The organism is Ancylobacter sp. GW821-FHT10E12, from assembly GCF_058809335.1.
On the sequence record NZ_JBXASN010000001.1, the window covers coordinates 64,151 to 82,729 of the forward strand.

Consider the following 18,579-nt stretch of genomic DNA (forward strand, 5'->3'; position numbering starts at 1 on the left):
GGCGGCAACGTGCCGTCCGGTCGGGAGAAACCATGCTGACGCCTGAGGAATGGACGGCGGTCGTGCTGAGCCTCAAGGTCGCTTTCTGGGCGACCTTCTGGAGCCTGCCCTTCGCGCTCGCCACCGCCTTCGCGCTGGCCCGGCTCGACTTTCCCGGCAAGAGCCTGTTCGACGGCATCGTCTATCTGCCGCTGGTGCTGCCGAAGGTGGTGGTCGGCTATCTGCTGCTCATCACGCTGGGCGCGCGCGGCTATCTCGGACAGTACCTCGCCGAGTGGTTCGACATCCGGCTGATCTTCACCACCGCCGGCGCCACCGTGGCGGCGGCGGTGGTCAGCTTTCCGCTCACCGTCAACGCCATCCGCCTGGCGCTGGAGGCGGTGGACCGGGGGCTGGAGACCGCCGCGCGGACGCTGGGAGCGAGCCGGCTCGACGTGTTTCTCACCGTCACGCTGCCGCTGATGCTGCCCGGCATCCTGTCGGGGGCGCTGCTCGCCATCGCCTCGGCGCTGGGCGAGTTCGGCGCCACCATCACCTTCGTGTCGAATGTCGAGGGCCAGACCCGCACCATCCCGCTCGCCATCTACAGCGCCACCCATATGCCGGACGGCGACGCCATGGCCCTGCGGCTGACCCTGGTGTCGGTGGTGCTGGCGCTGGGATCGCTGCTGCTCGCCGGCCTTGCCGACCGGCGCATCCGCACGCTGATCGGGCGCGCATGATCGAGATCGACATCCGCCTCGCCCGCCCCGGCTTCATGCTGGAGGCGGCCTTCACCGCGCCGGCGGCAGGGGTGACGGCGCTGTTCGGCCGCTCCGGCGCCGGCAAGACCACCATCATCCAGGCGGTGGCCGGGGTGGTGCGGCCGGATCGCGGGCGGATCGTCGTCGAGGGCGAGACCTATTTCGATTCCGCGCGCGGCATCGACCTCGCCGTCGAGCGGCGCCGGGCCGGCTATGTGTTCCAGGACGCGCGGCTGTTCCCGCATATGTCGGTGGAACGCAACCTGCGCTACGGCCAGCGGCGCGCGCGCGGCGCCGATGCCGGCATCGGTTTCGACGCGGTGGTCGACCTGCTCGGAATCGGCCATCTGCTCCGCCGGCGGCCGCATACGCTCTCCGGCGGCGAGCGCCAGCGGGTGGCGATCGGCCGGGCGCTGCTCTCCCAGCCGCGGCTGCTGCTGATGGACGAGCCGCTGGCCGCGCTCGACGCCGCGCGCAAGAACGAGATCCTGCCCTATCTGGAGCGGCTGCGCGACGAGATGCGGCTGCCGATCCTCTATGTCAGCCATTCCATCGAGGAGGTGCTGCGGCTCTCCGAGCGGGTGGTGGTGCTCAGCGAGGGCCGGCAGGTGGCGCAGGGCCCGGTCGCCGAGGTGATGTCGCGCGCGGACATCCTGCCGGTGATCGGCCGCTTCGACCTCGGCACGGTGCTCGACTGCACCGTGGTGCGGCACGACGAGAGCTACGACCTGTCGACGCTCGGCTTTCCCGGCGGGGAATTGCGGGTGCCGCGGGTGGAGGTGCCGCCGGGCGGCCGGGTGCGGGCGCGGGTGCGGGCGCGGGATGTGGCGCTGGCCCTCGCCAGGCCGGTCGACGTTTCGGTGAGCAACCTGCTGCCGGCGGTGATCGAGGCGATCGAGCCGGGCGAGGGGCCCTATGCCGATGTGGCGCTGGTCGCCGGCGCGAGCCGGCTCACCGCCAGCGTGACCCGCGAGAGCGTGGAGCGGCTGAACCTGGCGCCGGGCCTCGATGTGTGGGCGATGATCAAGACGGTGGCGGTGGACAGCCGCAGCCCGGACTTCACCCCGCGGCCGGTGCCTTAGGGCTTGGCGACATCCCTGGCGCCAGGCGTGCGCGGTGCCTTCGCGGCCTTGGGGGCGGGCTTGTCGTCCGGGCGCTTCTGCCAGTCGGCGGCCAGCGCGGCGCGCAGTTCGGCGGTCTCGGCGGCGGTGGCCTCCGTGCTCTTCGCCTCGATGGCGCGGTAGAGCGCGATCAGCCGCTCGCCGAAGGGCGTGAGGTCGGTGCCGTGGCCCCGCCGGCCGGGATGGGTGACGACGACGCGCTGGCCGTAGGACGTGTCGATCTCGTCGACCAGCAGCCAGGCGCGGCGATAGCTCATGCCCATCTTGCGCGCCGCCGACAGGATGGAGCGCTCGGTGCGGATGGTTTCCAGAAGATCGATCATGCCGGGGCCGAGATGGCGGCCGTCGCCGAAATACAGGCGGATGAACAGCCCGTCGCGATGGCGCGCGGCGGCGTGGTCTTCGTGGTCGTCGGCTTCATCCGTCATGGCGCCCCTTCGCCCGGATAGTAGGCGAAGGGGCGGGAGGCGGGAAGTCTTCCGCCGGGCCTGTCAGGCGGCGCGGCGGGCGAGGCGGGGCTGGCGGGCGAACAGGACGTCCAGCGCCAGCATGACGAAGAGCGAGGCGCCGACCAGCGGGAAGACCAGGCCGATGACGGCCATGATGGCGATGAGCCCGCGCATCGCCGAGCCGTCCGCCGGGGCGGGCGGGATGCCGAGCGAGCCGGCCGGCCGCCGCTTCCACCACATCACCGCGGCCGAGACCGCCATCAGCACGATGGCGAGGCACACCGCCAGCAGGACGAGCTGGTTGGCGAGGCCGTATTCCTGGCCCATATGCACGTTGACGCCCCATTCGAACGCCCTGGCGGCGGCGCCGTAATCGGCATAGCTCATGTCGATCAACGGCTTGCCGCTATACTGGTCGAGATGCACGACGCGCTGCCTCGACAGGTCGTCCGGGTAGACGGCGGCGGAATAGACGCCGGCCGGCGAGGAGGGGAGGCTCAGCGTGTAGCCGGGGGCGACACCCAGCCCGTCGACGATGGCGGCCGCGGCGTCGATGCCGATCGGCTTGCCGCCTGCCTCGACCGAGAGCGGCATCCTCGCCTGCTCCAGCGACCAGGCGGTCGGGCCGTTGGCATGGGCGAGATGCTCGTCGGACATCGGCACATCGGTATAGACGCCGGACGGGTAGCCGTAATTGGTGCTGTTGACGAACTCGTTCACCTTCTCGCCCCACAGCACCGACCACGGCATGCCGGACAGCGCCATGAAGCCGATGGCGAGGCCGGCAAAGGCGCCGGTGACCGCGTGCAGGTCGCGCCAGAACACCCGCTTGCCCGGCGTGCCGCGCACCGACACCACGTCGCCGGCCTGCCGGCGCGGCCACCAGAGATAGAAGCCGGTGCCGACCAGCAGGATCGACCAGCCGCCGGTGATCTCGATGAGGCCGTTGGCGATGGGTCCGAACTCGGCGAGGCTGTGCAGGCGGCGGATCAGCCACATGATCGTGCCGCGATCCGGCAGGTCGCCGAGCACGCGCCCGTCATAGGGATCGACATGGACCGAGCGGCGGGCGCCGTCCGTGGTCTTCACCACGATCTCGGTGGAGGTCGTCGGCGTCGCCGGCATGACGATCTTCAGCGCGGTGCCGGGGCGGGCGGCCAGCGCCGCCTCGACCAGCCGCCCCACGGCGAGCGGGGCGGTCTGGCGCAGCTCCACCTGCTTGAGGTCGCGGTGCCAGGCGTTGTCGATCTCGTCGCGGAACAGGTAGGCGCCGCCGGTGATGGCGAGCAGGATCATGAACGGCAGCACCAGAAGGCCGGCGTAGAAATGCCAGCGCCACACGGCGCGGTAGAGGCTGGCTGCGCGGTCGGGCGCCGGCGATGCCTTGGACAAGGGGGTGGCGTTCATCGGAAAGCTTCCGGAAAATGGGCCGCAGGCGCCGCCGCGCCGCCGGTCAGGGCAGCGCGGGCGCGCGGCAGGTGATGGGGATCAGCTCAGTTCGACGGCGCCGTGTGCATCTCGTGCCCGGCGGGCATCGCGGCTGACGCGGCCCCCTTGGGGCCTGCCATGCCCTCGATCTTGAACTCGACCGCCACCGTGCCGGCCTTCTCGAAGGTGAGCGTGCCCTTGAAGCTCGCCCCTTCCTTCAGCGGCTGCTTCAGGTCCTGCAGCATCAGGTGATAGCCGCCCGGCGCCAGCGTCATTTTGGCACCGGCGGGGATCTCGATGCCATTCGGCAGCATCTGCATCTTCATGACGCCGTCGGTGACGCTCATCTCGTGGATCTCGGCGCGGCCGGCAATGTCGGCGGCGACGGTGACGGCGACGAGGCGGTCCGGCGCCGTGCCGGTGTTCTCGATGGTGAGATAGCCGCCGCCGACCTTGGCGCCGGCCGGCGTCATGCGGGCCCAGGGATGGCCGATCTCGAGGGTCCCGACCTTGAAGCCGTGGGCGTGGGCGGCGTCATGGGCGACGAGCAGCAAGGCGCCGGCCAGCAGGGCGAAGGCAAGGCGCTGGGTGGAATAGCGGAAGCTGTTGAGGAAGGTGGACATGATGAATTCCCAGAGGCGGGCGCGCCGGGGCGGCCGGCCGAATCGACGACAGATCGGAAGCGAGGGTCTGCGTCAGGCGCTGGGAGGCGCGCGGGCGTTGTGAGGAAGATGGCCGATGCCGACGGCAGCGCGGTCGGCGCGCGGCAGTGCCGGCGCATGGGCCTGCAGAAGCGCGGGCGCGGCGAAGGCGGGGGGCTGCGGCGGCGGCAGCGAGGCGACGGCGCCGGTGCGGCAGCCGAGCGTGCAGCAATCGGGGGCGTGGCCGACGGGATCCTGGTCGGTAGGGTCCCGGCCGGCGGGGTCCTGCCGGTCGGTGCCGCCGGCCGGGCCGTTGAGGCAGATGGTCTCGCCATACGGCCCGAGGGCGACGCCCATGCCGGCATGCGCGCCCATGGCGAGGCCGCCGAGCAGCGTCTGCAGGACGAGCAGATAGGCGACGAGAATTCCCGCCGCCGCCCTGCCGATCCGTCGTGCGCCGTTGCTCATGCCGCCCGCTCCATGGGCCTAGCCAGTATCATGGCCCGGCGGCTCGCCCAAGAGCGGCAGGATGACGCCGGGCGGGGTGCCGCCTGGCGGATGCGTGCCTAGTGGCTGGCGCCGGGGCCGGGAATGGCACCGGGCGGGCTCTTGCCCATGATGATCATGCCCAGCACCTCGTCCTTGGTGACGTCGGAGGTGCGGGCGGTGCCGACCAGCTTGCCGTTCTTCATCACGCTGACGCGGTCGGCGAGATCGAACACGTCGTGGATGTCGTGGCTGATCAGAAAGATGCCGATGCCCTCGGCCTTGAGCTGCTTGATCAGCTCGGCCACCTGCGCCGTTTCCTGTGGGCCGAGCGCGGCGGTCGGCTCGTCCATGATCAGGATCTTGGCGTTGAAGTGGATGGCGCGGGCGATGGCCACCGACTGGCGCTGGCCGCCGGACAGGCCGCGCACCGGCTCCTTGAACTTGCGGAAGTTCGGGTTGAGACGGCCCATCACCTCGCGCGCCGCCGCTTCCATGGCGACGTCGTCGAGCGTGCCCCAGGGGGTGAGGAGCTCGCGGCCGAGGAACAGGTTGGCGGCGGCGTCCACATTGTCGGCGAGGGCGAGCGTCTGGTAGATCGTCTCGATGCCGTAGCGCTTGGCATCGCGCGGATTGGCGATGTCGGCGCGCTCGCCATTGATGCGGATCTCGCCGGTATCCGGCCGGTAGGCGCCGGACAGGATCTTGATCAGCGTCGACTTGCCGGCGCCGTTATGGCCGAGCAGGCCGACGACCTCGCCGGGATAGAGGTCGACATCGACCCCGTCGACGGCACGGATGCCGCCGAAGGAGATCGAGATGCCGCGCATGTCGACGAGAGGGGTGGCGGAGCCGTTCTGCATGGTCTTGTCTCCTCCGCTCACTTGAAGCGCCGACGGTAGACCGTGTCGATCCACACGGCGAATACCAGCACGATGCCGACGACGATGTTCTGGTAGGGCGTATCGACCCGCATCAGCACCATGCCCGATTGCAGGCTCTGCATGACCAGGGCGCCGAGCATGGCGCCGGCCACGGTTCCCGCGCCACCCGCAAGCGAGGTGCCGCCGATGACCGCGGCGGCGATGACGTAGAGCTCGTCGAGCGTACCCTGCGCGTTGGTCGCCGAATTGAGGCGGGCGGTGGAGATGGCGGCGCCGATGGCGGCGAGCACGCCCATCAGCGAGAACACCATCAGCGTCACCCGCTTGGTGTTGATGCCGGCGAGGTCGGCGGCTTCCGGGTTGCCGCCGATGGCGAAGACATAGCGGCCGAAGCGGGTGCGGGTGGTGACGAAGGTCATGATCACGCCGATGGCCAGCGCGACCAGAACCGGCACCGCGAAGCCGAAGGAGATGGCGAGGCCCTCCGGCGGCACGGCAAGGCCGTTCGCCTCGGCATAGCGGCGGGCCAGCGCGGCCGGCAGCGTATAGGCGTTGACCACCAGCGTGGCGGCGAGCACCGCGAGGCAGCCGATGCCGGCGGTGACGAATTCGGCCCAGACCGGCTTCAGCGGAAAGCGGAAGCGCTGGCGCTGGCGGCGGGCCTGAACCGTGGCGACGAGGATGACGAAACAGGCGATCGCGGCCACCACCCAGCTCCAGAAGGCGCCGATGGAGCCGTCGGCGCCGCCGCCGAGCAGCTTGAAATTGTCGTCGACGAGCGGAATGGTCTTGCCTTCGGCCACCGCCCAGGCGGCGCCGCGCCAGACCAGCAGGCCGCCCAGCGTGACGATGAAGGCCGGCACGCCGAGATAGGCGATGACGAAGCCGTGCAGCGCGCCGATGAGGCCGCCCGCCAGCACGCCGGCGAGCAGGGTCAGCACCAGCACCGCCGGATGGTTGAAGCCGAAGGTCGGCATCAGGTGGTTGACCTGGAACACCGCCATGATCATGCCGGTGACGCCGAGGATCGAGCCCACCGACAGGTCGATATGGCGCATGACGATGACCAGCACCATGCCGGTGGACATCACCGCGATGGAGGCGGTCTGAACCGACAGGTTCCAGAGATTGCGCGGGGTCAGGAAGGTGCCGTCGGCGAGGAAGTCGAAGACGATCCAGATGACCGCCAGCGCCCCGACCATGCCGAGGAAGCGCACGTCGAGCTCAAGCGCGCCGATGAGAGAGGGTGCGGCGCCCTGCGGCGGCGACGCGGGGCGGGACGGAGCCGGCGCTGGGGCCGGAGGGGGTGCCGAAGTTTGACTCATCGCGGTCTCGCTCATCGGGCGTTCTCCTCAACCTGCCCGCGTGCGGGCGCGCGGCGGGGTTAGTTCCCCGCCGCGATATTGGACGATCAGTTGCATGCCTTGACGGTGCCGGCCTTCACGCCCTGGCAGACGGTCGCCTTGGGCACCCAGCCGGCCTCGATGATCACGCCGAGATTGTCCTTGGTGATCGGAACCGGCTTGAGGAAGGTCGAGTTCATCGGCACCTTCTTCGGGCCGCCGGAGAAGATGGTGGTGCCCTTGACGTCGGCGGGCTTGGTGCCCTTGGCGAGTTCGAGGGCGATCTCCGCCGCGCGCTTGCCGAGCTCGCGGCTGTCCTTCCATACCGACACGGTCTGGGTGCCGAGCGCGATGCGGTTGAGCGCGGCGAAGTCGGCGTCCTGGCCGGAAACCGGCACCGAGCCGGCGAGGCCCTGGGCGGCGAGCGCGGCCACCGCGCCGCCGGCGGTGCCGTCATTGGAGGCGACGACGGCGTCCACCTTGTTGTTGTTGGCGGTCAGGAACTGCTCGGTGTTGCGCTGGGCGTTGGCCGGCAGCCACGAGTCGGTATAGGCCTCGCCGACATTCTTGATGTCGCCCTTGTCGATGGCGGGCTTCAGCACTTCCATCTGGCCGGAGAACAGGAAGTCGGCATTGGGATCGGAGGCCGAGCCCTTGACGAAGAGGTAGTTGCCCTTCGGCTTGATCTTCTGGACCTCGGCGGCCTGGAGGCGGCCGACTTCCTTGTTGTCGAAGGTGATGTAGTAGGCATAGGGCATCTCGATCAGGCGGTCATAGCCGACCACCGGAATGCCCTCGTTCTGCGCCTTGGTGATCGCCGGGCCGATGGCCTCGGCATCCTGCGCCAGGACGATGAGCACGTTGGCGCCCTGGGCGATCAGCGCCTCGACGTCGGAGAGCTGCTTGGAGGCGGACGACTGGGCGTCGGCCGAGATGTACTTGGCGCCGGCGGCGGCGAGCGCCTTCTTGATCGCGGCTTCGTCGGTCTTCCAGCGTTCTTCCTGGAAATTCGACCACGAGACGCCGACCACGGTGTCGGCGGCGCGGGCGGCGCCGGTCGCGACGAGCATGGCGAAGGCCGCCACGGTGACGAAGAGTTTGGACTTCATGCTTTCCTCCCAAAAGGATGCGAATGGACCGGGAAGGCCTTCGCCGAGGGCTTGACCCGTCAGGCGGCCTCTTTTCTTGACGTTCGAACCTCAAAGAGAATGACGGGCTTCACCCTCCTCTGCGATCTGCGGCCGACTTTGCACATGATTGAGGCTCTCGTCGACCCTTCTTCGCATCGCAGCCGAACAATTCCACCACGACTTTTGACCCACTGTCTAATTGGTGGACATCTCATTGATGAGTTGCGCACGTCAGAATTTGAGGGCAGCATCCCCCGCATGTCGAGAGTTCTCTCACGCATCACCCTGCAGGACGTCGCCCGCGAGGCCCGTGTCTCGCTGGCGACGGCCGACCGCGTGCTGAACGGGCGCGCCGGCGTGCGCAACGCCACAGCCGAGCGGGTGCGCGAAGTTGTGGCCCGGCTCGGCTATCGGCCGAACGTCGCCGCGGCGCGGTTGGCGCGGGGCGAGACCTACCGATTCTGCTTCGTGCTGCCGAGCGGTCCCAACGTCTTCATGCGCCAGCTCGCCGAGCAGGTGACCAACACCGCGGAGTGGCTGTCGGCCCACAACGCCTTCATCGACATGCTGCGGGTCGACGTGTTCGCGCCCGAGGCGCTGGCCTCGGTGCTGGAAGGGCTGATCGGCCGTTACGACGGCGTTGCCGTGGTGGCGCTCGATCATCCGCGGGTGCGCTCCGCGATCGACGACCTCGCCGCCGCCGGCACGGTGGTGGTGACGCTGGTCTCCGACGTGCCGTCCTCGCATCGCCGGCACTATGTCGGCGTCGACAACATCGCCGCCGGGCGCACCGCCGGCACGCTGCTCGGGCGTTTCGCCGCCGGCCGCCATGGCTCGGTCGGGCTGATCGTCGGCACCCCGGCGCTGCGCGACCATGCCGAGCGGCAGTTCGGCTTCACCCAGGTGCTGTCGGGCGAATATCCGGCGCTGAAGGTGCTGCCGGCGCAGGAGAGCCTCGACGAGGACGCCCGCACCCAGGAGATCGTGTCGCGGATGGTGCGGGAGGTGCCGGACCTGGTCGGGCTCTACAATGTCGGCGCCGGCAATGGCGGCATCGCCGCGGCGCTGACGGCCGAGAACCGCGCCGGCGAGCTGATCTTCATCGGCCATGATCTCACCGAGGACACCCGCCGCTTCCTGCTGCGCGGGTCGATGGATGCGGTGATCAACCAGGATGCCGGCCACCAGTCGCGCTCGGCGGCGCGGGTGTTGCTCGCCCATTGCTCGGGCGAGCCGCTGTTCGACGAACAGGAACGCATCCGCATCGACATTTTCGTGCGGGACAATCTGCCGTGATCAGCCAATGGCGCGTGGAGACACGGCGCGTGAAAGGACGTGAGGCATGTTCGTCGGCCTCGACATAGGCACTTCCGCGGTCAAGGCCGTGCTCGTCGACGAGGCGCAGGCCCTCCTCGCCACCGCCGAGGTTGCGCTCGCCGTCTCCCGGCCGCATCCGGGCCATAGCGAACAAAACCCTGAGGACTGGTGGCAGGCGACGCTCCAGTGCCTCGACGCGCTCAGGGCCGGGCAGCCGGCGGCGCTGGCGGCGGTGAAGGGCATCGGCCTGTCCGGCCAGATGCATGGCGCGGTGCTGCTCGACGCGGCCGGCGACGTGCTGCGCCCGGCCATCCTGTGGAACGACGGGCGCTCGGCGGCGGAATGCGTGGAGCTGGAAGCCTCCTTCCCGCGCCTGCACGCGGTGGCGGGCAATCTCGCCTTTCCCGGCTTCACGGCGCCGAAGCTCCTCTGGGTGCGCAGGCACGAGCCGGACATCTTCGCCCGCACCGCCAAGGTGCTGCTGCCCAAGGCCTATGTCGGCTACCGGCTGACCGGCGAGATGGTCGAGGAAATGTCCGACGCCTCCGGCACGCTGTGGCTGGATGTCGGGCGGCGCGACTGGTCGGACGAGGCGCTGGCGGCGACCGGGCTCGATCGTTCGCACATGCCGCGCCTCGTCGAGGGCAGCGCGGCGGCCGGGCGCATCAAGCCGGAGCTCGCGGCGCGCTGGGGCATGGCGGTGCCGCCGGTGCTGGCGGGCGGGGCAGGCGACAATGCCGCCGGCGCCATCGGCCTCGGCGCCATCCATCCCGGCAACGCCTTCGTGTCGCTCGGCACCTCGGGCGTGCTGTGGGCGACCACCGATCGTTTCGCGCCGAATCCGGCCTCCAGCGTCCACGCCTTCTGCCACGCCATCCCCGCCACCTGGCACCAGATGGGGGTGATCCTGTCCGCCGCATCGGCGCTCGGCTGGTGGTCGAACGTTGCGAAAGTGGCGCCCGGCGATCTGCTGGCGCCGCTCGGCGAGGCGCCGTCCGCGCCGTCGCGGGCGATGTTCCTGCCCTATCTCTCCGGCGAGCGCACGCCGCATAACGACGCCGCGATCCGCGCCGCCTTCATTGGCCTCGACCACGAGACCGGCCGCGAGGCGCTGACGCAGGCGGTGCTGGAAGGCGTCGCCTTCGCGTTCAGGGATTGCCTCGACGCGCTCAAGGCCGCCGGCACCACGCTGACCGAGGCCGACGTGATCGGCGGCGGCTCGCGCTCGCGCTTCTGGACCGCCGTCATCGCCAATGTGCTCGGCCTGCCGATCAACCGCATCGAGGATGGCGAGCGGGGAGGGGCGTTCGGCGCCGCGCGGCTCGCCCGCATGGCGGCGACCGGGGAAGCCCCCGCCGCCATCTGCCTGCCGCCCCGCCGCATCGAGACCATCGCGCCGACCCCGGCGCTTCAACAAGCCTATGCGGAAAGCCACGCCCGCTATCGCGCGCTGTATCCCGCATTGAAGGGAGTGACGTCATGAATGCCCCAACCCGTTTCTTCGAGCCGACCGCGCCGCTGGCCTATGAAGGCCCGGAGAGCCGCAACCCCTTCGCCTTCCACTGGTACGACAAGGACCGGGTGGTGCTGGGCAAGCGCATGGAAGACCATCTGCGCTTCGCGGTCGCCTACTGGCACAGCTTCACCTGGCCCGGCGGCGATCCGTTCGGCGGCGAGACCTTCCTGCGCCCGTGGATGCACGGCACCGACGAGATGGACCTTGCCCGCGCCAAGGCGGATGTGGCCTTCGAGCTGTTCCGCATCCTCGACGTGCCGTATTTCGCGTTCCACGACCGCGACATCGCCCCGGAAGGCAGGAGCCTGAAGGAGTCGAATGCCAATGTCCGCGCCATTGCCGACATCTTCGCCCGGAAGATGGAGACCTCGAAGGTGAAGCTGCTCTGGGGCACGGCGAACCTGTTCTCCAACCGCCGCTTCATGGCCGGCGCCGCCACCAATCCCGACCCGGACGTGTTCGCCTATGCCGCCGCGCAGGTGAAGAACGTGCTGGAGGTCACCCATGAGCTCGGCGGCGAGAACTACGTGCTGTGGGGTGGGCGCGAGGGCTATGAGACGCTGCTCAACACCAGCCTGCCGCGCGAGCTCGACCAGATGGGCCGCTTCCTCAACCTCGTGGTCGAGCACAAGCACAAGATCGGCTTCAAGGGCACGATCCTGATCGAGCCGAAGCCGCAGGAGCCGACCAAGCACCAGTACGATTTCGACGTCGGCACGGTGTACGGCCTGCTCTGCCGCGCCGGGCTGGAGAAGGAGGTGAAGGTCAATATCGAGGCCAACCACGCCACGCTGGCCGGCCACAGCTTCGAGCACGAGATCGCCATGGCCGCCGCGCTGGGTATTTTCGGCTCCATCGACATGAACAAGGGCGACGCGCAGTCCGGCTGGGACACCGACCAGTTCCCGACCAATGTCGAGGACACCGCGCTCGCCATGTACGAGATCCTGAAGGCGGGCGGCTACACCACTGGCGGCACCAATTTCGACGCCAAGATCCGCCGCCAGTCGATCGAGCCGGAAGACCTGATCCTCGCCCATTCGGCGGCGATGGACGTGTGCGCGCGGGCGCTGCTGGTCGCCGCCGACATGGTGGAGGATGGCGGTCTCGGGAAGGCGGTCGACGAACGCTATGCCGGCTGGGACAACCCGGCGGCGAAGGCGATGCTGGCGCCCGGCTCCTCGCTCGACGCCATCGCCGCGCGGGTGGAGGCCGACAATCTCGATCCGCAGCCGCGCTCCGGCCGGCAGGAGCGGCTGGAAGCGCTGGCGCTCAGCTATTTCCGCTGAGCCTCAGAGCGCGCCACGACAGGAGCCGGGCGGGGCATCGACCTCGCTCGGCGGCCTGGTTTGCGACCGCTGAAAAGCCCCCGCGCGACGCCGAACGGCCGAGGGATTGCGCCGTGCCGGACGCACATACCGGCGCGGCATTAACCATCCGTCATTGACTTGTGGTGAATAAATCCCTTCGATCGGTGGCCGGGGGCGACCGTGACTCGTGCCGATGTCCCACGCAAGGATGCGGCGATCTGAGGAGGGGATGAGTATGCGTCTGTCCATTGTGAGCGCGCTGGCCGTGGCGGTCGCCATGAGCGCCGCTTTTGCCGTCGGCACGGCCGAGGCGCAGGTGCGCCCGCCGGCCGGCCTCAACGGCATCCTGCTGGACGTGCAGGAAGAGCCGGGCCGCGTGCCTTCGGCGGACGAGGAGCAGCTCGATCCGACCTTCCGCCGCCAGCCGGTCTATTTCCGCACCACCGAGCCGCCCGGCACCATCGTCATCCATACCGACGAGCGTTTCCTCTACCTCGTGCTCGGCGACAACCGGGCGCTGCGCTACGGCATCGGCGTCGGCCGCGACGGTTTCCAGTGGTCGGGCCTGCAGAAGATCTCGCGCAAGGCCGAGTGGCCGGACTGGACGCCGCCGCCGGAAATGATCCAGCGCCAGCCCTACCTGCCGCGCTTCATGGCCGGCGGCCCCGGCAACCCGATGGGCGCCGCCGCCCTCTATCTGGGCGGCACGGTCTATCGCATCCACGGCACCAACCAGCCGCAGACCATCGGCTACGCCGTGTCGTCGGGGTGCTTCCGGCTGGTGAACAGCGACGTCTCCGACCTCTACCAGCGGGTACCGGTCGGCACCAAGGTGATCATCCGGCAGACGCCGGCGCTCTAGAACCCTTTCCGACCGGGCGGCATCGCCTGATCGACAAGAAAGAGCTCTCGATTCAATAGCCTGGAGCCTGTTCGCGGTGCAGTGGCCATTCAGCCCTTGCGGAACAGGCTCCGGACAACATGCCGACCGGCAGGGCCCGCAGGGGGATGGAATGAAACGCTTGGGATTGGCGCTGGCAACGGCTGGCGTCCTGTTTTCGGTTGCGCTGGCGCAGGCCGACACGCTCGCCGACGTCAAGGCACGCGGCACGCTGAAATGCGGCGTCAACCAGGGGCTCGCCGGCTTCTCGGCGCCGGATGGCAAGGGTAGCTGGAGCGGCTTCGACGTCGATCTGTGCAAGGGGATCGCCGCGGCGATCTTCAACGACCCGGCCAAGGTCGACTACGTGCCGCTCTCGGCCGACGCGCGGTTTCCCGCCCTCGCCAAGGGCGATGTCGACGTGCTGGTCCGCAACTCCACCTGGACGCTCTCCCGCGAGGCCGGGCTGAAGCTGATGTTCGCCGCCGTCTCCTATTATGACGGCCAGGGCTTCATGGTGCCGGCCGCAAGCAACAAGATGGGCGCGCTGGAGCTCGACGGCTCCAAGGTCTGCACCCAGAGCGGCACCACCAGCGCCCTGAACGCGCAGGACTATTTCAAGCAGAACAACATGAAGCTGGAGCTGATCCAGCTGCCGGGCGTCGACGAGCTGGTGAAAGCCTATGACGAGGGCAAGTGCGCGGTGCTGACGACCGACGTGTCGCAGCTCTACGCGCTGCGCCTGAAGCTCACCAAGCCGGCGGATAGCATCGTGCTGCCGGACGTGATCTCCAAGGAGCCGCTCGGCCCGGTGGTCCGGCAGGGCGACGATCCCTGGCTGAACGTGGTGAAATGGAGCTTCTATGCGCTGGTGAACGCCGAGGAGCTCGGCATCGGCACCCAGACGCTCGACCAGGCGCTGAAGTCGGAGAAGCCGGACGTGAAGCGCTTCGTCGGCACCGAGGGCACCTATGGCGAAGATCTCGGCCTGAGCAAGGACTGGGCGGTTCGGATCGTCAAGACGGTGGGCAATTACGGCGAGGTGTTCGAGCGCAATGTGGGCACCGGCTCCAAGCTCGGCATTCCGCGCGGCATCAACCAGCTGTGGAGCCTCGGCGGCATCCAGTACGCCCCGCCGATCCGCTGAGTTCACCGGAATTTCATCGCAGAAGCCGGCGGGTGCGAGCCCGCCGGCTTTTTCGTGCGGATCACGAGCGCGTTTGGTCAGGTCTTGTGCGTATGGCCTCCCATGGCCGCCGGTGAGACGCTTCCCGAACGTTACCTGAACGCCCGTTCAGCTTTCTGCCGCATCATTGACAGATTCCGTTCAGGCGACATTCATGGAAGGCATATAAAATGCCAAGCATGGATCGTATATCCGGAGGAAACTGACGATGAAAACGGTTCTTCTTGCCGCGGGCGCCGTTGCCGCCATTGCGATGTCGAGCGTCATTCCGGCGGTGTCTGCGCCATGGAGCCCGCAGGGATTGAATGTCCCGGCCCCGCAGGTGGAGCAGGTGCAGTATCGCCGTGGATATTATTACCGGGGTGGACGCCATTACTATAATGGTCATCGCGGCTATAATTATTACCGGCCCGGCTACCGTCGCTACAATAACTGGTGGTTCCCGGGTGCCGCCTTCGCCACCGGCGCCATTATCGGCGGGGCGATCGCCACTGTGCCGGCTCCGCGCTATGCCGTGCCGGCCGGCGACGGCCACGTGCAGTGGTGCCTGAGCCGCTACCGGTCCTATCGGGTCTCGGACAACACCTTCCAGCCCAATTACGGACCGCGCCAGTACTGCGTGTCGCCCTATTGAACGGCTGCATCGGACGGCTGGCTGTCGTCACCAGGAAAAGCCCGGCTTCGGCCGGGCTTTTTCGTGCCTGGCGGGTGGCCTTGACGCGGGCGTGCGGAGCGGGCCTATCGGGGCACCGAAGCCTCGGAGCCAACAGGTGCGTCCATGACCGAACTGACCCTTGCCGCCGCGCAGACCATTCTCGCCACCGCGCTCGACCATTGCCGGAAGGGCAATTTCAAGCCGATGTCCATCGTCGTGCTGGATGCGCGCGGTGCGCTGAAGGCCGCCGCCTCCGAGGACGGCACCAGCCTGAAGCGCTTCGAGGTGGCCCATGGCAAGGCTTATGGCGGGCTGGCGCTCGGCATGGGCTCGCGCTCGCTGTTCAAGCGCGCCAAGGAGCAGGCCTTCTTCATCGCCTCGGTGACGAATGTCGTCGGCGGCGCGCTGGTGCCGGTGCCGGGCGGGGTGCTGATCCGCGACGCCGGCGGCGCGGTGATCGGCGCCGTCGGCATCTCGGGGGATACGTCGGAGAACGACGAGGCGGCGGCGAGCGCCGGCATCGCCTCCGCGGGCTTCACCGCCGATCCCGGCGCGGACTGATCCGGGAAAACGACGCCGTCGTCGGGATTGGCCGATCAGGATTTGGCGACGGCGTCGAAGGCCTGCAGCCTGGCGATCAGCGCCGGCATGTTGTCGAGGCGGATCATGTTCGGTCCATCGGACGGGGCGTGGTCCGGGTCCTCGTGGGTCTCGATGAACACGCCGGCGACGCCGATGGAGACCGCGGCGCGGGCCAGCGTCTCGACATATTCGCGCTGGCCGCCGGAGGAGCCGCCCTGGCCGCCCGGCTGCTGCACCGAATGGGTGGCGTCGAAGATCACCGGCGCGCCGAGCCCGGCCATGATCGGCAGCGAGCGCATGTCGGAGACCAGCGTATTGTAGCCGAAGCTGGTGCCGCGCTCGCAGAGCAGCGTGTTGGGATTGCCGCTGCCGGCGATCTTGTCGAGCACGTTGCGCATGTCCCAGGGGGCGAGGAACTGGCCCTTCTTCACATTGATCACCCGCCCGGTCTGCGCAGCGGCGATGAGCAGGTCGGTCTGCCGGCACAGGAAGGCGGGGATCTGCAGCACGTCCACCACCGGGGCGACCTCGGCACATTGCTCGTTGGTGTGCACGTCGGTGAGGACCGGGAAGCCGAACTGCTGCTTCAGCTCCGAGAACACTTCCATTGCCCGCTCCAGCCCGATGCCGCGCCTGCCCGAGAGCGAGGTGCGGTTGGCCTTGTCGAAGGACGACTTGTAGACGAAGCGGATGCCGGCCCTGTCGCACATCTCGACGAGGCGCTCGGCGATCATGAAGGCGTGGTCGCGGCTCTCCATCTGGCAGGGACCGGCGATGAGGGCGAGCGGGGCGTCATTGGCGAAGGTGACCTGCCGATCGCCGGTGCCGACACGGATGGTGGCGTTGGTGGTGACGTCGTCTACGGTGGTCACGTCGTGAACTCCTGAAACTCCTGACCGGCCTTCCGGCCGTCAGGCGGGCGTCGCCGCCAGCATGTGGCGGGCGCGTTCGAGATCTTCCGGCGTATCGACCCCGAGCGGCACCGAGGCGACGATCTCGACATCGATGCGCATGCCGGCCTCGAGCGCCCGCAATTGTTCGAGCGATTCCCGCCGCTCCAGCGGCGAGGGCGGCAGCGCCACGAAACGCTCCAGCGCCGTGCGCTTATAGGCGTAGAGCCCGATATGGTGATAGAGCGGCCCGGCGCCATAAGGGGCGGTGGCGCGGGTGAAGTAGAGCGCGCGCAGGCGCTGCGCCGACAGGGGCGAGCCGACCACCTTCACCACGTTCGGATTGGTGCGCTCCTCCTCGCGGACGATCTCGACGCAGAGCGTGGCGATGTCGACGGCCGGGTCTTCCAGCGGCGCCAGCGCGGCGCGCACGCTGTGCGGCTCGATGGTCGGCAGGTCGCCCTGCACGTTGACGACGAAGCGCGCGCGGCCCTCGGGATCCACCAGCCGCGCCGCCTCGAAGATGCGGTCGGAGCCGGAGGGATGGTCGGCGCGGGTCATCACCGCCTCGAAGCCGGCGCCGGTGACGGCGTCGAGGGTGTCCGCATGGTCGACGGCGACGACGACGCGGCCGATCCGCGCCTCCGCCGCCCGGCGGGCGACATGGACGATCATCGGTTCGCCGGCGATGTCGGCGAGCGGCTTGCCCGGCAGGCGGGTGGAGGCCATCCGGGCCGGGATGAGAACCAGTGTGTCCTCGCGGGCTGGCGTCGAAGAGGTCATGCCACGCCTGCGCGCAGCAGGTCGTGGATATGGACGAGGCCCAGCGGCCGGCGCTGCGCGTCCACCACGAAGGCGACGGTGATCTTCTCCGACTGCATCAGCAGCAGCGCGCCGGCCGCCAGCATCGTGGCATCGACCACTCGCGGACGCTTCGACATGACGTCCTCGACCCGCTGCTCCAGCAGGTCCGGCGCCATGTGGCGGCGCAGGTCGCCGTCGGTGATGACCCCGGCGAGCATACCGGCGGCGTCGACGATGCCGACGACGCCGAAACCCTTGCTCGACATCACCAGCAGCGCCTCGCTCATGCGGGTGCCGATGGGGATGATCGGCATCTCCTCGCCGGAATGGGCGATATCGCCGACCGGGCGCAGCTGCGAGCCGAGCTTGCCGCCGGGGTGGAAGACGCTGAAATCCTGCGGGGTGAAGCCGCGATGCTCCAGCAGCGCGATGGCGAGCGCGTCGCCGATCAGCAATTGCAGCAGCGTCGAGGTGGTGGGGGCAAGGCCGTGCGGGCAGGCTTCCGCCACCTGCGGCAGGCACAGCATGGCGCTGGCATTGCGCCCGAGCACGCTGTCCTCGCGCGAGGTGATGGCGATGAGCGGGATGCCGAAGCGCTTGGCATAGGCGAGCACATTGGCGAGCTCGCTGGTCTCGCCCGACCAGGACAGCAGCAGCAGCGTATCGTCCGAGGCGATCATGCCGAGATCGCCGTGGCTCGCCTCGGTCGGGTGCACGAAGAAGGCCGGCGTGCCGGTCGAGGCCATGGTGGCGGCGATCTTGCGGCCGATATGCCCGCTCTTGCCGACGCCGCTGATGATGAGGCGGCCCTTGCGGCTCGCCACCAGCTCGACCGCCGCGTCGAAGGCGGCGTGCAGGCTGTCATCGGCCCGCACGAGATCGGTCAGGGTCTCGACCGCGTCGGAGGCCTTCTGCAGCGTGCGCAGCAGCGAGGCGACGCCGGAGCTCCCGGTCCGGCCGGCCGGGGATGTCGTGTTCAGCATCCGCTCACCGTGAGGCGTTGAACCATCATGCCGTCTTCCTATCCGATTTGCGCGCCGCGCGCACGGCGGCTCGTCAAAGGCTCCCAGCCGCTCACATAGCCACGATCGATGCTCTTGCCCAGCCATGGGGCGAGAATGCGACACCCGCGCTCCATGTGGATCGCGGCGGCTTGTGGATCGAGGCGGCTTGCCGACGCGACTTTGCCATGAATCGATCACATCGGTGTCATG

The 18,579-nt window shown here is 69.0% G+C and carries 19 protein-coding genes; 9 read left to right on the plus strand and 10 right to left on the minus strand.

Translation table 11 applies throughout. From position 1 onward, the window contains the following. The first annotated feature begins 32 nt into the window (after positions 1-32). Together modB and modC are read left to right on the plus strand one after the other, a co-directional pair. The gene (modB, locus tag AC1RU4_RS00315) at positions 33-722 is read left to right on the plus strand and encodes a molybdate ABC transporter permease subunit (RefSeq protein WP_492888986.1); all 690 of its coding nucleotides are present in this window, start codon (positions 33-35) and stop codon (positions 720-722) included. Next, the gene (modC, locus tag AC1RU4_RS00320; RefSeq protein WP_492888987.1) at positions 719-1,825 is read left to right on the plus strand and encodes a molybdenum ABC transporter ATP-binding protein; all 1,107 of its coding nucleotides are present in this window, start codon (positions 719-721) and stop codon (positions 1,823-1,825) included. The genes modB and modC overlap by 4 nt, the downstream gene beginning before the upstream one ends. On the opposite strand, the gene AC1RU4_RS00325 is transcribed toward modC, so the two are convergent. From AC1RU4_RS00325 to xylF, 7 genes are all read right to left on the minus strand, one after another. Further along, on the minus strand, positions 1,822-2,292 hold the full coding sequence (locus tag AC1RU4_RS00325; RefSeq protein WP_492888988.1) for a winged helix-turn-helix domain-containing protein: 471 nt from the start codon (positions 2,290-2,292) through the stop codon (positions 1,822-1,824). The genes modC and AC1RU4_RS00325 overlap by 4 nt on opposite strands. Positions 2,293-2,355: 63 nt before the next feature. Then, complete coding sequence (locus tag AC1RU4_RS00330; RefSeq protein WP_492888989.1) at positions 2,356-3,720, minus strand: PepSY-associated TM helix domain-containing protein; 1,365 nt, start codon at positions 3,718-3,720, stop codon at positions 2,356-2,358. Between the two features lie 86 nt (positions 3,721-3,806). Beyond that, positions 3,807-4,364, minus strand: coding sequence for a copper chaperone PCu(A)C (locus AC1RU4_RS00335; protein WP_492888990.1), 558 nt, complete (start codon positions 4,362-4,364; stop codon positions 3,807-3,809). 72 nt (positions 4,365-4,436) lie between these two features. Next, the gene (locus AC1RU4_RS00340; RefSeq protein ID WP_492888991.1) at positions 4,437-4,850 is read right to left on the minus strand and encodes a DUF2946 family protein; all 414 of its coding nucleotides are present in this window, start codon (positions 4,848-4,850) and stop codon (positions 4,437-4,439) included. A gap of 98 nt (positions 4,851-4,948) precedes the next feature. Beyond that, the gene (locus AC1RU4_RS00345; RefSeq protein WP_492888992.1) at positions 4,949-5,731 is read right to left on the minus strand and encodes an ATP-binding cassette domain-containing protein; all 783 of its coding nucleotides are present in this window, start codon (positions 5,729-5,731) and stop codon (positions 4,949-4,951) included. Positions 5,732-5,748: 17 nt separating this feature from the next. Further along, positions 5,749-7,077: a sugar ABC transporter permease gene (locus AC1RU4_RS00350; protein ID WP_492889388.1), complete on the minus strand. Its 1,329-nt coding sequence runs from the start codon at positions 7,075-7,077 to the stop codon at positions 5,749-5,751. Positions 7,078-7,163: 86 nt separating this feature from the next. Beyond that, positions 7,164-8,204: a D-xylose ABC transporter substrate-binding protein gene (gene xylF / locus AC1RU4_RS00355; protein WP_492888993.1), complete on the minus strand. Its 1,041-nt coding sequence runs from the start codon at positions 8,202-8,204 to the stop codon at positions 7,164-7,166. Between the two features lie 279 nt (positions 8,205-8,483). Between xylF and AC1RU4_RS00360 the strand changes: the two genes are divergently transcribed. The 7 genes from AC1RU4_RS00360 (at position 8,484) to AC1RU4_RS00390 (ending at position 15,650) form a co-directional block, all read left to right on the plus strand. Further along, positions 8,484-9,521, plus strand: a complete 1,038-nt coding sequence (locus AC1RU4_RS00360) for a LacI family DNA-binding transcriptional regulator (protein WP_492888994.1) — start codon at positions 8,484-8,486, stop codon at positions 9,519-9,521. Between the two features lie 46 nt (positions 9,522-9,567). Continuing rightward, positions 9,568-11,025, plus strand: coding sequence for a xylulokinase (gene xylB / locus AC1RU4_RS00365; RefSeq protein WP_492888995.1), 1,458 nt, complete (start codon positions 9,568-9,570; stop codon positions 11,023-11,025). Next, positions 11,022-12,347 carry a xylose isomerase gene (gene xylA, locus AC1RU4_RS00370; protein ID WP_492888996.1) on the plus strand — a complete coding sequence of 442 codons (1,326 nt, stop codon included), beginning with the start codon at positions 11,022-11,024 and terminating at the stop codon, positions 12,345-12,347. The genes xylB and xylA overlap by 4 nt, the downstream gene beginning before the upstream one ends. A gap of 256 nt (positions 12,348-12,603) precedes the next feature. Beyond that, entirely contained in the window at positions 12,604-13,230 is a 627-nt protein-coding gene (locus tag AC1RU4_RS00375) for a L,D-transpeptidase (RefSeq protein WP_492888997.1), read from the plus strand. Positions 13,231-13,381: 151 nt separating this feature from the next. After that, positions 13,382-14,395: an amino acid ABC transporter substrate-binding protein gene (locus tag AC1RU4_RS00380; protein WP_492888998.1), complete on the plus strand. Its 1,014-nt coding sequence runs from the start codon at positions 13,382-13,384 to the stop codon at positions 14,393-14,395. A 247-nt stretch (positions 14,396-14,642) separates the two neighbouring features. Then, positions 14,643-15,068, plus strand: a complete 426-nt coding sequence (locus AC1RU4_RS00385; RefSeq protein ID WP_492888999.1) for a BA14K family protein — start codon at positions 14,643-14,645, stop codon at positions 15,066-15,068. Positions 15,069-15,212: 144 nt separating this feature from the next. Then, entirely contained in the window at positions 15,213-15,650 is a 438-nt protein-coding gene (locus tag AC1RU4_RS00390) for a GlcG/HbpS family heme-binding protein (protein WP_492889000.1), read from the plus strand. Between the two features lie 35 nt (positions 15,651-15,685). On the opposite strand, the gene kdsA is transcribed toward AC1RU4_RS00390, so the two are convergent. Genes kdsA through AC1RU4_RS00405 form a run of 3 tightly spaced genes read right to left on the minus strand, consistent with a single transcriptional unit; the run spans position 15,686 to position 18,348 of the window. Beyond that, entirely contained in the window at positions 15,686-16,543 is an 858-nt protein-coding gene (gene kdsA, locus AC1RU4_RS00395) for a 3-deoxy-8-phosphooctulonate synthase (RefSeq protein ID WP_492889001.1), read from the minus strand. Positions 16,544-16,582: 39 nt separating this feature from the next. Then, positions 16,583-17,344, minus strand: coding sequence for a 3-deoxy-manno-octulosonate cytidylyltransferase (locus AC1RU4_RS00400; RefSeq protein ID WP_492889002.1), 762 nt, complete (start codon positions 17,342-17,344; stop codon positions 16,583-16,585). Continuing rightward, entirely contained in the window at positions 17,341-18,348 is a 1,008-nt protein-coding gene (locus AC1RU4_RS00405) for a KpsF/GutQ family sugar-phosphate isomerase (protein WP_492889003.1), read from the minus strand. The genes AC1RU4_RS00400 and AC1RU4_RS00405 overlap by 4 nt, the downstream gene beginning before the upstream one ends. Positions 18,349-18,579 lie beyond the last annotated feature (231 nt).